This window comes from Rhizobium sp. Rhizsp42 (genome assembly GCF_047304155.1).
Taxonomy (GTDB): Bacteria; Pseudomonadota; Alphaproteobacteria; order Rhizobiales; family Rhizobiaceae; genus Rhizobium.
Window position 1 is genome coordinate 61913 of record NZ_JBGLYS010000023.1, and the last position, 13047, is coordinate 74959.

Annotated in this window: 15 protein-coding genes and 1 riboswitch; of the genes, 8 read left to right on the top strand and 7 right to left on the bottom strand. The window is 61.5% G+C overall.

Annotated features, from left to right (window positions below; all coding sequences use genetic code 11):
* Positions 1–6 precede the first annotated feature (6 nt).
* Complete coding sequence (locus ACCD05_RS20575; protein WP_413394945.1) at positions 7–1836, bottom strand: ABC transporter ATP-binding protein/permease; 1830 nt, start codon at positions 1834–1836, stop codon at positions 7–9.
* 151 nt (positions 1837–1987) lie between these two features.
* A riboswitch (SAM riboswitch) is annotated at positions 1988–2065 on the top strand.
* A gap of 34 nt (positions 2066–2099) precedes the next feature.
* On the opposite strand from ACCD05_RS20575, the gene metA reads away from it, so the two are divergent.
* The 7 genes from metA to ACCD05_RS20610 all read left to right on the top strand — a co-directional run bounded on the left by metA (position 2100) and on the right by ACCD05_RS20610 (position 7772).
* On the top strand, positions 2100–3023 hold the full coding sequence (gene metA / locus ACCD05_RS20580; RefSeq protein WP_018901853.1) for a homoserine O-acetyltransferase MetA: 924 nt from the start codon (positions 2100–2102) through the stop codon (positions 3021–3023).
* Positions 3024–3160: 137 nt separating this feature from the next.
* Positions 3161–4183 carry an aldose epimerase family protein gene (locus tag ACCD05_RS20585; protein ID WP_413394947.1) on the top strand — a complete coding sequence of 341 codons (1023 nt, stop codon included), beginning with the start codon at positions 3161–3163 and terminating at the stop codon, positions 4181–4183.
* A gap of 112 nt (positions 4184–4295) precedes the next feature.
* Positions 4296–5069, top strand: coding sequence for a GntR family transcriptional regulator (locus ACCD05_RS20590; RefSeq protein ID WP_413394949.1), 774 nt, complete (start codon positions 4296–4298; stop codon positions 5067–5069).
* Positions 5066–6097 (top strand): SIS domain-containing protein, encoded by a 1032-nt coding sequence (locus ACCD05_RS20595; RefSeq protein WP_047508964.1) that lies wholly within the window; start codon positions 5066–5068, stop codon positions 6095–6097. Before ACCD05_RS20590 ends, ACCD05_RS20595 begins: the two co-directional genes overlap by 4 nt.
* A complete protein-coding gene (gene nagA / locus ACCD05_RS20600; RefSeq protein WP_413394951.1) occupies positions 6097–7248 on the top strand; it encodes an N-acetylglucosamine-6-phosphate deacetylase in 1152 nt (383 codons plus the stop codon). Before ACCD05_RS20595 ends, nagA begins: the two co-directional genes overlap by 1 nt.
* 139 nt (positions 7249–7387) lie before the next feature.
* The gene (locus ACCD05_RS20605; protein WP_018901848.1) at positions 7388–7534 is read left to right on the top strand and encodes a hypothetical protein; all 147 of its coding nucleotides are present in this window, start codon (positions 7388–7390) and stop codon (positions 7532–7534) included.
* 85 nt (positions 7535–7619) lie between these two features.
* The gene (locus ACCD05_RS20610) at positions 7620–7772 is read left to right on the top strand and encodes a hypothetical protein (protein WP_018901847.1); all 153 of its coding nucleotides are present in this window, start codon (positions 7620–7622) and stop codon (positions 7770–7772) included.
* A 26-nt stretch (positions 7773–7798) separates the two neighbouring features.
* On the opposite strand, the gene ACCD05_RS20615 is transcribed toward ACCD05_RS20610, so the two are convergent.
* A complete protein-coding gene (locus tag ACCD05_RS20615; RefSeq protein ID WP_047508970.1) occupies positions 7799–8524 on the bottom strand; it encodes a beta-ketoacyl-ACP reductase in 726 nt (241 codons plus the stop codon).
* Between the two features lie 69 nt (positions 8525–8593).
* The gene (locus ACCD05_RS20620) at positions 8594–9775 is read right to left on the bottom strand and encodes an acetyl-CoA C-acetyltransferase (protein ID WP_413394954.1); all 1182 of its coding nucleotides are present in this window, start codon (positions 9773–9775) and stop codon (positions 8594–8596) included.
* 236 nt (positions 9776–10011) lie between these two features.
* Here ACCD05_RS20620 and phaR point away from each other — a divergent pair, with 236 nt between their 5' ends.
* Entirely contained in the window at positions 10012–10590 is a 579-nt protein-coding gene (gene phaR / locus ACCD05_RS20625; RefSeq protein ID WP_018901844.1) for a polyhydroxyalkanoate synthesis repressor PhaR, read from the top strand.
* 57 nt (positions 10591–10647) lie between these two features.
* On the opposite strand, the gene ACCD05_RS20630 is transcribed toward phaR, so the two are convergent.
* The 4 genes from ACCD05_RS20630 to mtgA form a co-directional block, all read right to left on the bottom strand.
* Positions 10648–11055, bottom strand: coding sequence for a hypothetical protein (locus ACCD05_RS20630; protein WP_111562665.1), 408 nt, complete (start codon positions 11053–11055; stop codon positions 10648–10650).
* 146 nt (positions 11056–11201) lie between these two features.
* Positions 11202–11387 (bottom strand): 50S ribosomal protein L32, encoded by a 186-nt coding sequence (gene rpmF / locus ACCD05_RS20635; RefSeq protein ID WP_003543812.1) that lies wholly within the window; start codon positions 11385–11387, stop codon positions 11202–11204.
* A gap of 156 nt (positions 11388–11543) precedes the next feature.
* Positions 11544–12191: a glutathione S-transferase family protein gene (locus ACCD05_RS20640; protein WP_413394967.1), complete on the bottom strand. Its 648-nt coding sequence runs from the start codon at positions 12189–12191 to the stop codon at positions 11544–11546.
* A gap of 107 nt (positions 12192–12298) precedes the next feature.
* Positions 12299–13045, bottom strand: coding sequence for a monofunctional biosynthetic peptidoglycan transglycosylase (mtgA, locus tag ACCD05_RS20645; RefSeq protein ID WP_413394969.1), 747 nt, complete (start codon positions 13043–13045; stop codon positions 12299–12301).
* Positions 13046–13047 lie beyond the last annotated feature (2 nt).

The following is a 13047-nucleotide window of genomic DNA, read 5'->3' on the forward strand; positions in this document are numbered from 1 at the left end:
AAGCGATCAGAGCGCCGGTGCCGGCGTGTTCGGCGCCTTGTCGGCGACCTTGCTCTCATCGGGCTTGGCGGCAAGCGCTTCGAGATGCAGCACGCGCGGATGGAAGGCCTCGATATAGGCGTCGGAGCGGCCGATATAGATCATCGTCGCATCCGGCATCGCCTCAAGCACCTTCATCATCGTCGACTGCCATTCGGGCTCCATGCCCTCGAGCACTTCGTCGAAGACCATCCATTGCGGCCGCACCAGCAAAAGGCGCGCGAAACCGATAGCCCGCTGTTCATCGGCATCGAGAAGCTTGTCCCAGCGCGCGCGCGTATCCAGACGGGCAACGAGATTGTGCAGCCCCGCCTTTTCGAGCGCCGCGACCACATCGTCGTTCTTGTAGGTGTCGGCGGCTGCGGGAAACGCCAGCGCTTCGCGCAAGGTACCACCCGGAATATAGGCCGATTGCGGCACGAACAGCATGTCGTCGGTGGGCGGCAGGCCGATCTTGCCGCTGCCGCACGGCCACAGCTCCGACATCGCCAGGAACAGCAGCTTGCGATTGACGTTATGATCGCCGTTGATCATCACCTTCTCGCCGGCCTTGATGGTGACGCTGCCCTCATGCAGCCGGAAGCCACCGCACTGGTCGATCTCTTCGTCCATCTTCGTGGCGATGGTCACATTCTCGAGCGTCAGCGTACCCGGCGCGCTGCGCTCATAGGCGATCGTTTCCTTGAGGTCGACATCGTCGCCCATGGTGGTCAAGGCCTGGCGGAAATCGGTGACACGCATCAAGGTTGCGCGCCATTCGGCGATCGGGCCGAAGTTGGACACGTACCAGCGCAGCGCCGTATTGACCTGGTTGAACGCGCCGACCGACATCATCAGCTGACCGAAGGTGAGGCCGCCGGAGAAATAGGCGGGTGCGGCAACGATGATCGGAATGACGACGACGAGCCAGCCGTAACCAGCCGATACCCAGGTCAGGTTGACGTTGGCCATCGCCAGCTTCTTGATGACGGCGAGAACGGCGCTGATATCGGTGTTGATCCGCCCCCGCTCGTTCTCCTCGCCACGCGCCGCCGTGATCGCCGGAATGTTCTCGTTGGCATGCATTAGCGCGAAACGGAGCTCGGCTTCCTTGGAGAAACGGTCGGCATTGAGCTTGACGAGCTTGCGCCCGACGAGCTGGCTGAGCACCGAGGCGGACGCGGCGTAAAAGATCGCCGCCCAGACCATATAGCCCGGAATGGAAAAGGCGTACTCGCCGAAACGGAAGACGAAGCCGCTCGACAGTTCCCAGAGAACGCCGATGAAACTCACCAGCAGGATCGTCGATTGCACCAGGCCGATGACAAGCCCCGTGGTGCTTTCCGCCAGATTGCGCGCATCCTCATGCAGGCGCTGGTCCGGATTGACGCCGATCAGCCCGCTGGAGGCCAACCTGAGCGCCCGCTTGCGCTGCAGCCACTGGTCGACGAGATCGCGCGTCAGCCCCTCGCGCATGTAAAGCGCCGTCATCTGGTTCAGCCAGGCCTGCACCACGTTGAGCAAAAGCAGCATGCCGGCGATCAGCGCGAAGATCTTCAGCTGGTGGAAGAACCCCGGCAGGTCGCGCCGCGAGATGGCGTCGTAGAATGGCGCATTCCACTGGTTGAGGATGACGGTGGCATAGGCTGTCGCCAGAATGATGCCGATCAACGCCGTCGAGAGAATGAGCACCGGCGCCCGCACCCTGGAATGCCAGAATGCCGAAAACATCACCTTGAGCCGGAAGATCAGGCTGAGATCATACCCTACCCGGTCCTGCCCCTGGATGCTCGGTCTGCTTTTGACGTCCTCTGCCATCATGCTTCCTTACGCGTATGTAGCACCTGAATAGCACCGTGAGTCAGCCTGTCCAGCAACAGTTTCTAGCACCAGGTAATGCGCGAGTTACCTCGGCAAATATGCGACGCCGCGGATCGGTCATTGATTCGCGGCCTGACTGGGTCTATTTAGAGCGCTCCGTGGTGATTTGGCCGGCCGGCTTGCAGCCACGTTAAAGAAGTTGCTAAAGGGCCGCGTGCGGACCGATAGCGATATTTTCGTTTTTTCATCGAGTGACCGCTATGCCGATCAAGATCCCCGATACCCTGCCCGCCTTTGAAACCCTGGTTCAGGAAGGTGTGCGCGTGATGACCGAGACGGCCGCGATCCGTCAGGACATTCGCCCCCTGCAGATCGGGCTTCTGAACCTCATGCCGAACAAGATCAAGACCGAGATTCAGATGGCGCGCCTCATCGGCGCCTCGCCGCTGCAGGTCGAGCTGTCGCTTGTTCGCGTCGGGAACCACAAGGCGAAGAACACCTCGGAAGATCATCTCTTCTCCTTCTACCAGACCTGGGAGGAGATCAAACACCGGAAGTTCGACGGCTTCATCATCACAGGCGCGCCGATCGAAACGCTTCCATACGAAGACGTTACTTATTGGGATGAAATGCAGCAGATTTTCGACTGGACGCGCACCAACGTGCACTCCGCGATGAATGTCTGCTGGGGCGCGATGGCCGCGATCTACCATTTCCACGACATCCCGAAGCACGCGCTGACGGAAAAGGCCTTCGGCGTCTATCGCCACAAGAACCTCAAGCCGTCGTCGGTCTACCTGAACGGTTTCTCCGACAATTTCGAGGTTCCGGTCTCGCGCTGGACGGAAGTGCGCCGCGCCGATATCGAAAAATCCGACACGCTGGAAATCCTGATGGAATCGAGCGAGATGGGCGTCTGCCTCGTTCACGAGAAGAAGGGCAACCGGCTCTATATCTTCAATCACGTCGAATATGATTCGACGTCGCTCGGCGACGAGTATTTCCGCGACGTGAATGCCGGCGTTCCGATCAAGATGCCGCACAATTACTTCCCGCACAACGACCCCTCGATCCCGCCGCAGAACCGCTGGCGCAGCCACGCGCATTTGCTGTTCGGAAACTGGATCAACGAAATCTATCAGACGACGCCTTACAATCTGGAAGATATTGGCGAGGACGGCTGAGACCTTTTCGCCTTGCTTGATACGCCGCCGGACCCTACCGGCGGCGTTTGTTTTTTATATCGCGGCGGTTGCGATTTCATTCAATTGAGAGCAGGTTCTGGCCCGAAATTGCGGACGCGAACCGGGGAGGAAACAGGATGGCGGATAGATTGAAGCGGGACGTTTTTGGAACGACGAAGACGGGCGAGACCGTTCATCGCGTCGAAATCTCGGGCGGCGGGCTCACCGCCAAGGTGATCACCTGGGGCGCGGTCATCCAGGATCTCAGGCTCGAAGGCCATGACGCGCCGCTCACCCTCGGCTTCGATGATTTCGACAGCTACCCCGCCCATTCCGCCTATTTCGGCGCGACGCCCGGCCGCAATGCCAATCGCATCGGCGGCGGCAAGTTCACGATCGACGGCAAGAATTATCAGCTCGACCTCAACGAAAACGGCGTCAGCCACCTGCATGGCGGCTTCGAGAACATCGCGCTGCGCAACTGGACGATCGTCGAGCACGACAGCGACCGCGTCGTCCTGAAGATCGTCGATGCCGATGGCCGCGGCGGCTATCCCGGCAATTGCACCATCCTCGTCACCTACCGCGTGCATGGTGATGGCGAACTCTCGGTGGTCTACGAGACGACCAGCGACCAGCCGACCATCGCTAATGTCTGCCAGCACGCCTACTTCAACCTCGACGGCCGCGACGATACGCTTGGCCACGACATCATGATCGCGGCCGATAGCTATCTTCCGACCGACGAACGCCAAATCCCGACCGGCGAAATCCGCCCGGTGCAAGGCACGGTGTTCGATTTCCGCGAAATGGCCTCGCTGAAACGCTTCGAGGGCGACACCCAGGCGCTCTACGACCACAATTTCTGCCTCTCGTCCGAACGTGTCGCCAAGCGCTCCGTGGTTCTGGCGCGCAGCCTTTATTCCGGCGTCTCGATGGAAGTGCGCACCACCGAGCCCGGCGTGCAGTTCTACGCCGCATTCAAGCTCGATGTGCCGGTGCCCGGCATCGGCGGCCGCAAGTACGGCCCCTTCGCCGGCTTCTGCCTGGAAACCCAGATTTGGCCCGACGCCATCAACCACGAGGGCTTCCCCAACGCGGTTCTGCGCCCCGGCGAAGTGCTACGCCAGGAAACGGACTACATCTTCTCGAAGAGCTGACGGCAGCAAGCCGACCGCTTCTGATGTCATCAAACCTCGCAGACCTCTGCGAGGGTTTTTTCATGCAAGTTAGCGCTTGCAATTGGTTCCAAAGAGGTTCTATTTTAATCTCATGGATAGAACCAGTCTGATAGCCGAGATTGAGGCACGCGGACTGCGCGACACAGCGCGCAGCGGGCCTCTCTATCGTCGTCTCGCGCAGACACTGACCGGGCTGATCAATGAGGGACTGCTGAAGCCTGGTGCAGCACTTCCGAGCGAGCGCGATCTGGCGGAAGCCCTGAAGATCGGCCGCGTCACCGTGCGCACCGCCTATCGCGATCTCCTCAACGCGGGCACGCTGGAATCGCGCCATGGCAGCGGCACCTTCGTTTCCGCCAAGGTCGAGCGCATGGAGCAGTCGCTCTGGCGGCTTTCGTCCTTCTCGGAAGACATGCGCTCGCGCGGCCGCGTGCCGGCGGCAAGAATCCTGTCGCGCACCATCAACAAGCCCTCGCCGGAGGAGGCCTTCCTGCTGGGCCTCGGCGTCGACGAGCGCGTGTTGCGCCTCGATCGTCTGCGCCTTGCCGACGGGCTGCCGCTGGCGATCGATCGCTCCGTGGTCCCCGTTAAGTTCCTCGATGACACCGCCGGCGGCGAAGGCTCGCTCTATGACGCGCTGACGGCAAGCGGCCATCGCCCGGTGCGCGCGCTGCAGAAACTCTCCGCCGTCACGCTCGACGCAACATCGGCGGCAGCGCTCGACGTCGCGGCCGGTGCGCCAGCCCTTCTGATCGAACGCGTATCGCGCCTGGAAGACCAGCGCGTCGTTGAATACACCCGCTCCCACTATCGTGGCGATGCATATGATTTTGTTGCAGAATTGAGAATTGGAGACGAGCTATGAGTGAAACCCAGTCACTGATGTTGCAGGAAGCAGGCCAGTCCCCCGAGGTGGTCGCGACGCTGCTGCGCAAGGAAAAGCCTGTTTTCGACGAGATCGCCAAGCTCTTTTCCAAGAATGCGCCAAGCGTCGTCACCACCGCCGCGCGCGGCTCGTCGGACCACGCCGCCACCTTCTTCAAGTATTTGTTCGAGATCACCTGCGGCATTCCGGTGGCCTCGGTCGGCCCGTCGATCGCGTCGGTCTATGGCACGCCACTGCGCCTCAAGGGTGGCATCCACTTCACCGTATCGCAGTCTGGCGCGAGCCCCGATATCGTGGCGCTTCAGGAAGCGGCCAAGCGCGGCGGCGCGACGACCATTGCCGTCGTCAACGTCACCGATAGCCCGCTCGCCAAGCAGGCCGATCTCGTGCTCGACCTCAACGCCGGCGCCGAAAAGAGCGTCGCGGCGACCAAGTCCTTCATCGCTTCGGTCGCGGCCCTGTCGGGCGTCACGGCGGCAATCGGCGCCAGTGGCGACCTGCAGGCAGCACTTGAAAAGCTTCCCGAAGCGCTGAGCGCCACATCGGGCATCGATACAGCTGCCGCCGAAGACGTGCTCTTCAACGCCACCTCGCTCTACACCGGTGGCCGCGGTCCGGCATTCGCCATCGCGCTCGAGGCAGCGCTGAAGGCCAAGGAGACCTCCGGCCTGCATGCCGAGGCATTCTCGCTAGCCGAGCTCATGCACGGCCCGATGCGCCTGGTGCAACCGGGCTTCCCGATCCTCGCCTTCACGCCCGATGACGCGGCCTATGCCAACAACGTCAAGGCGCTCGAACGCCTGAGCAAGCTCGGCGCCACCACGGTGCCCTTCTCGACCAAGGAACTCCCCGGCATCAACCTGCGCGTCCCCACGACAGGCAACGGCCTCCTGGACCCACTGGTTTCGCTGCTGGTCTACTACCGCATGATCGAGGCAGTCACCCGCCGCAAGGGCTTCGACCCCGACAAGCCCGCGAACCTCTTGAAGGTGACGGAGACCGTCTGATGTCGCGCAAGATCTTTACCGGCGCCCGCATCTTCGACGGCGAGCGCTTTCACGACGACAGGGCGCTTGTCGTCGCCGATGGACGTATCGAGACGATCGCCAGCCTGAACGACCTGCCTGATGGCGAGACGATCGAGCTCGATGGCGGCATTCTCGCGCCCGGCTTCATCGATGCACAGGTGAATGGCGGCGCCGGCCGGATGCTCAACGACGAACCGTCGCCCGCATCCATGTACCGGATCGCCGAGGGACATCGCCCCTATGGCACGACGTCGCTGCTGCCGACGCTGATCACCGATACAGGCGAGGCGACGGCCGCCGCGATCGACGCCGCGAAAGAAGCCGTCAAGGCGAACCGAGGCGTGGCTGGCCTTCACCTCGAAGGTCCGCATCTCGCGCCTGCCCGCAAGGGCGCGCATCTGGCCGAACTGATGCGCCCGGTTGAGGATCGAGACGTCAAGGCGCTTTCCGCTGCCGCAGAGGCGATCGGCACGTTGCTGGTGACGATGGCGGCCGAGCAGGTCACGGCACGACAGGTGCGCGAACTGAGCGAAGCGGGCGTCACCGTCAGCATCGGCCACTCCGATTGCACGAGCGAAGCCGCCGAGGCGCGCTTCGACGCCGGTGCCCGTGGCGTGACGCATCTCTTCAACGCCATGAGCCAGCTCGGCCATCGCACACCCGGGCTTGTGGGCGCGGCAATCGATCATCCGGCCGTCTGGTGCGGCATCATCGCCGATGGCCACCACGTCGATCCCAAGGCGCTGCGCACCGCGCTTCGAGCCAAGCGCGGCGAGGGCAAGCTGTTCTTCGTCACCGACGCCATGTCGCTGGTGGGGTCCGCCGAGAACAGCTTCACGCTGAACGGCCGCACGGTGCGGCGCGAGACCGGCGCCTTCTGCTCGAGGCTGGTGCTGTCAGACGGCACGCTTGCCGGCTCCGACGTCGATATGGCCTCGGCGATCCGCTATGGCCTCACCTATCTCGATCTGTCGCTCTCAGAAGCACTGCGCATGGCAACGCTCTACCCCGCCCGCTTCCTGAAGCTCGATGACCGTGGCCGCCTCGCACCCGGCCTGCGCGCAGATCTCGTGCATATGACCGATGGCATCAAGGTCAAACAGACCTGGATCAGCGGCGAGCCTGCGTGACCGAGAAATGCCGATTGTCAATTTGGCGTTGACAATCGGTCGCCAAAGCCTGGTCTATTCGGCAACGGCGGGCAAGCTCATATTCCCCTCACAAAACGGCGGCGCATCAGATGCGCCACCCCTGCGAGAGGACACAATCATGGCCCAGATCATCCTGAATTCGGCAACCGCCATCCTGATCGCGGCGGCATTTCTGGCAACGGCAGCAATGGCGCTCCGCACTGAAAACCAGGTGCGCGTCCGCGTGCCTGTGAAGGTCCGGGACCGGCACCATCCCAACGGTTGAATGACCGAATAATTCCTCGAATTCGCCCCAATATCGACACCGGTCGGGATCAGGAATGCCTCGACCGGCTTGGGAGGGAAAGACAATGACGAAGATCATCGGCGCTGCGGCAATCTTGACGATTGCGCTCGCCACTTATGCGGCCTCGCTCAACCCATATGACACGAGCAAGACCCCGCATAAGCCGTCGCACCAGACGACCGTCAGCGATACCGAACATACCGCCTCGATCCGCTAAGCTGCCGCGCTGAAACGTAGCGCGCTTTAGACGAACAACTGCCCGCCATTGGCGCTGAGCGTCGAGCCGGTGATAAAGCCGGCATCATCCGAAACCAGGAACACAACGCAGCGCGCGACCTCATCGGGCGTCCCGAGACGCCCCACCGGGATCTGCGGGATGATGCGCTCGTTGAGCACCTTCTCCGGGATCGCCAGCACCATCTCGGTGCCGATATAGCCGGGGCAGATGGCGTTGACGGTGATGTTCTTCGCCGCCCCTTCCTGGGCAAGCGCCTTGGTGAAGCCGAGATCGCCGGCCTTCGCCGCCGAATAGTTCGCCTGCCCCATTTGGCCCTTCTGACCATTGATCGACGAGATATTGACGATGCGCCCGAAGCTGCGCTCGCGCATGCCGGCCCAGACCTGATGCGTCATGTTGAACAGGCCGGTGAGGTTGGTGTTGATCACCTCGTGCCATTGCTGCGGCGTCATCTTGTGAAACATCGCGTCGCGCGTGATGCCGGCATTGTTGATGAGCACCTCGATCGGGCCGAGCTCGGCCTCGATCCGCGCCAGACCTTCGGAACAGGCCTCATAGCTCGATACGTCCCACTTGAAGACTGGAATGCCGGTCTCCGCGTGAAACGCCTGCGCGGCCTCGTCATTGCCGGCGTAATTGGCCGCGACCCGATAGCCTGCGCTCTTCAAGGCCAGTGAAATGGCGGCGCCAATGCCGCGCGTACCGCCGGTGACAACAGCGACTCTGCTCATGTTCCGCTCCCCAAATGTAAGGCTCCGCTATCCCCGGAGCTCAACCACGACACGATATAAAGCAGGCTATTAGAATGCTTCGAAGCACATGGCGACGCCCATTCCGCCGCCGATGCATAATGTCGCAAGTCCCTTCTTGGCGCCGCGGCGCTTCATCTCGAACAAAAGCGTGTTGAGCACGCGCGCGCCGGACGCACCGATCGGATGTCCGATGGCGATCGCCCCGCCATTGACGTTGACGATCTCGGGGTTCCAGCCGAGGTCCTTGTTGACCGCGCACGCCTGCGCCGCGAAGGCCTCGTTGGCCTCGACGAGGTCGAGATCGTTGATAGACCAGCCGGCCTTCTCCAGTGCCTTGCGCGAAGCCGGGATCGGTCCGGTGCCCATGATCTGCGGATCGACGCCTGCGGTGGCCCAGGAGACGATGCGCGCCAGCGGCTGGATACCGCGACGCGATGCTTCCTGTTCGGTCATCAGCACGGCAGCAGCCGCGCCATCGTTGAGGCCAGATGCGTTGGCGGCGGTGACCGTGCCTTCCTTGTCGAACGCCGGGCGAAGCTTCGCCATCGCCTCCATGGTGGCGCCGTGGCGAATATATTCGTCCGCATCGACGGTGACGTCACCCTTGCGCCCCTGGATGACGAAAGGAATGATCTCGTCGCTAAAGCGCCCGGCCTTCTGCGCAGCCTCGGCCTTGTTCTGCGAGGCGACGGCAAACATGTCCTGCTCCTCGCGCGTCAGCTGCCACTGGCGGGCGATGTTTTCGGCGGTCACGCCCATGTGGTAGCCGTAGAAGGCGTCGGTGAGGCCGTCCTTGATCATGGTGTCGATCATCTTCATGTCGCCCATCTTGGTGCCGGCGCGCAGGTGCGCTGCATGCGGCGCCATCGACATGGATTCCTGGCCGCCGGCGACGATGATCTTCGCATCGCCGAGCGCGATCTGCTGCATGCCGAGTGCCACGGCACGCAGGCCCGAACCGCAAAGCTGGTTGATGCCCCAGGCGGTCGCTTCCTTGGGAACGCCGGCCTTCATCGCCGCCTGCCGCGCCGGGTTCTGCCCCTCGCCCGCCGGCAGCACCTGCCCGAGGATCACTTCGTCCACATCGGAGGCATCGACGCCCGCACGATCGAGCGCGCCCTTGACGGCCGCGGCACCGAGTTCATGGGCGGCGACGGTGGCGAAAGCGCCGTTGAACGAACCGACGGCCGTACGGCCGGCGCTGGCGATGACGATAGACTGACTGGACATGAAGGTCTCCTCGTTTGCTCCACCACATATAGGTTGAAACTGACAAAGCTTCATCGCCAAGTCAAACGACAAGACAGCACATGCGAATTTTCGAAAGAACTTACGCTGCGTGAATTGTCTTGCACTAAAAGGGGCTTGCCGCATCGCACAAAGAGATTGTCACCGGCCCGATTTTGCGTCTACACTCCCAAGTGGAGGAATTTCAATGACAATAAGACGGGCTTTGGGAGATTCATATGGCGAAGAATGAGGGCCAGGTAGCAATCAAGAAATACGCCAATCGCCGACTGTATAACACCGGCACCAGCACATACGTGACGCTGGAAGACCTGGCGGAGATGGTGAAGAAGGGAGAGGACTTCACCGTACAGGACGCCAAGAGCGGCGACGACATCACGCATTCCGTGTTGACGCAGATTATCTTTGAGCAGGAATCGAAGACCGGCAACACGCTGCTACCCATTTCCTTCCTACGCCAGCTGATCACCTATTACGGTGACCAGATGCAGATGGTGGTTCCGAGCTTCCTGGAACACTCCATGCGCGCCTTTACCGAGCAGCAGACGCAGATGCGCGAGCAGGTAACGCGCGCCTTCGGTGAGACGCCGCTGACCAAGAACCTGCAGCTGCCGATGCAGATGGTCGAGGACCAGGTGCGCCGCAACACCGAGATGTTCCAGCAGGCGATGCAGATGTTCTCGCCCTTCAAGGCGCCGGCGACAGCCGCCAAGGAAAGCCGCAAGGCCGAAGCCAAGGACATCGACGAACTTAAGGAACAGCTGCGCGCGCTTCAGAGCAAGCTCGACAGTCTCTGATACCAGACCCCACCGCTTCGCATCTCCTCTGGCTATGGCTCGGGGAGATGCCGAAACTCATAGCCCGATAGAGACATCCCGCCCGGCGCTGCGGATTGATACCGCGAAGCCGCCGACGACATCGATCAGCGCGATCGTCAAAAGAATGAAGAACACCTGCGTCGCCGCATCGGGAACGAGCAGGAACTCCACCAGAAACGCGATGAAAACAAGCATGGACAGCATGTGGTTGGCCAGGCTGCCGCGCGCGTTGCGCGTCGCGCGCAAGATCTCGAAGAACAACACGACGAGCGCCACGACGATGAACAGGTCGCCGAGCGACATGCTCCAGATCGCCCCTGAGATCATCGACAGTACGATGAGGTCATTGTGAAGCGCGGGAAGTCCGCCGCTGCCCATCAAGCCGACCATCGCAAGATTATAGAGAATGAAAGGCACGACCATCAGCGGAATTGCAGTGAACATGTGGCGGTATTCTCCCTCGGTGGAAGAATAGTGCCGTAAATCACCGCGTCACTTCAAGTGATCATGCGATATATTATTGCCAAAACGCAAAAGGCCGGCACACGGCCGGCCTTGCGAATTCTGCTGAAGCAGAACGCATAATGAAATTATGCGCTTTCCTTCGGCGTCAGAACCTGACGGCCGCGGTACATACCGGTCTTCAGATCGATATGGTGCGGGCGACGCAGTTCGCCGGAGTTCTTGTCTTCAACGTAGGTCGGGGCCTTCAGCGCGTCAGCAGAGCGGCGCATACCGCGCTTGGACGGGCTTGTTTTTCTCTTAGGTACAGCCATTTTTCTTACTCCACTTCACAGGCGAACACATCCAACGGCCAGACTGGCGGCCGAAACGACATATCGCGATTTCGGAAATTTTGCGCGCTTATACATGCCTTGGAGGGGCTTGACCAGTCCCCAGCTTTATTTTTTGAGATTCACGTGAAACTCTCATCAGACCTCGTCTTCCTCGACGATCCAGGGCTCCGCGCGCGCCGCATCACCCCAGGCCTTCCAGGCCGGCAGGGCCTTTAGCGCCGCCATATAGCTCAACGTCTCGCCCGACGCCACCAGATCGTAGATCTCGAAGCGATTGACGACGGGCGCGAACATCGCATCGGCGCCGGAGAATTCACCGAACAGGAAGGGACCGCCGGAATGAGCGCGCAGATCCCGCCAAATCGTCTCGATGCGCGCCACATCGGCCATGACGCCGTCGGCAAGCGCAATCCGGCCCTTCGGGCGGCGTATGTTCATCGGACAGGCGTTGCGCAGCGCTCCGAAGCCAGAAAGCATCTCCATCGACACAGCGCGCGCCACGGCCCGCTTGTCGCGCGCCTTCGGCCACAGGCCGGCTTCGGGAAAAAGCTCGGCGACATATTCGATGATGGCGAGCGACTGCCACACGCGGGTAGCGCCATGCTGCAGCACAGGGACCTGCCCGGTCGGCGAAAACGCCCGGAAATGCGGATTGCCGGCCGCGTTATCGAAGGGAACCAGAACCTCCTCGAACGGAATGCCAGCAGCCGTCATGGCGATCCATGGACGGAACGACCAGGAGGAATAGTTCTTGTTGCCGATATAAAGCGTCAGCCGGTCCAAAGATCTCTCCCTTGCAAGAGGCGCGGCCAGGCCGCGCGCATCGTCCTTCATACGTGCGATCACGCATGCCAGATGATATCTGGGGTCACCAGCGACATCTTCTGATGTCAGTCATAAATGCATCTGATGTATTCGCCGGAATTGCGCGCCCGGCGCTCGATGACACCGGCAAGACTGCGCAGACCGCGGCCTGGCTTACCGGCATTGCGGTCGATCGGATTGGGCAGCGACACGGCAAGCAAGGCCGCCTGCCGACTGGTGAGCTTCGACGCCGGCACCTTGAAATGATAGCGCGCCGCCGCCTCGATGCCGTAGATGCCCGGCCCCCATTCGGCAATGTTGAGATAGATCTCCATCAGCCTACGCTTCGACCAGACGAAATCGGCCGTCACGGCCAGCGGTAGTTCCATCGCCTTGCGCACGAAGGAGCGGCTGTTCCACAAGAACAGGTTCTTCGACGTCTGCATCGGAATGGTGCTGCCGCCGCGCGTCGCTTCACCGCGCAGCGTGTCGGTGACGAGCATCCGCATCTCGCCCCAATCGACGCCGCCGTGGAAACAGAACTGCCCGTCTTCCGACATCATCACCGACTGCACCAGAACCGGCGAGATCTGGTCGATCGACACCCATTGCCGGTCATAGCCGCGCAAGAGAACCAGATCGCGCAGCATCAAGGTCGAGACCGGATGAATGAAGGGCAGCACGTAAAGGAAGATCAGCACATAGGGCAGAACAAGCAGCGCGGCGATCGCCAGAACAATACGCATCATAAGCGAACGACCCTTTAGCCAAACGAGGGCGCGCCGATGGATCGGCATGGCCATGCTGTCGTCTGTCTCCGGCGTGATGTCCAATT

Coding starts and splice junctions, on each gene's coding strand:
- ACCD05_RS20610 (WP_018901847.1), top strand. CDS start 7,620: ATGACGAAGATCATCGGCGCTGCGGCAATCTTGACGATTGCGCTCGCC.
- ACCD05_RS20595 (WP_047508964.1), top strand. CDS start 5,066: ATGAGTGAAACCCAGTCACTGATGTTGCAGGAAGCAGGCCAGTCCCCC.
- rpmF (WP_003543812.1), bottom strand. CDS start 11,387: ATGGCTGTACCTAAGAGAAAAACAAGCCCGTCCAAGCGCGGTATGCGC.
- phaR (WP_018901844.1), top strand. CDS start 10,012: ATGGCGAAGAATGAGGGCCAGGTAGCAATCAAGAAATACGCCAATCGC.
- ACCD05_RS20605 (WP_018901848.1), top strand. CDS start 7,388: ATGGCCCAGATCATCCTGAATTCGGCAACCGCCATCCTGATCGCGGCG.
- ACCD05_RS20620 (WP_413394954.1), bottom strand. CDS start 9,775: ATGTCCAGTCAGTCTATCGTCATCGCCAGCGCCGGCCGTACGGCCGTC.
- ACCD05_RS20590 (WP_413394949.1), top strand. CDS start 4,296: ATGGATAGAACCAGTCTGATAGCCGAGATTGAGGCACGCGGACTGCGC.
- metA (WP_018901853.1), top strand. CDS start 2,100: ATGCCGATCAAGATCCCCGATACCCTGCCCGCCTTTGAAACCCTGGTT.
- ACCD05_RS20630 (WP_111562665.1), bottom strand. CDS start 11,055: ATGTTCACTGCAATTCCGCTGATGGTCGTGCCTTTCATTCTCTATAAT.
- ACCD05_RS20585 (WP_413394947.1), top strand. CDS start 3,161: ATGGCGGATAGATTGAAGCGGGACGTTTTTGGAACGACGAAGACGGGC.
- ACCD05_RS20615 (WP_047508970.1), bottom strand. CDS start 8,524: ATGAGCAGAGTCGCTGTTGTCACCGGCGGTACGCGCGGCATTGGCGCC.
- nagA (WP_413394951.1), top strand. CDS start 6,097: ATGTCGCGCAAGATCTTTACCGGCGCCCGCATCTTCGACGGCGAGCGC.
- ACCD05_RS20575 (WP_413394945.1), bottom strand. CDS start 1,836: ATGGCAGAGGACGTCAAAAGCAGACCGAGCATCCAGGGGCAGGACCGG.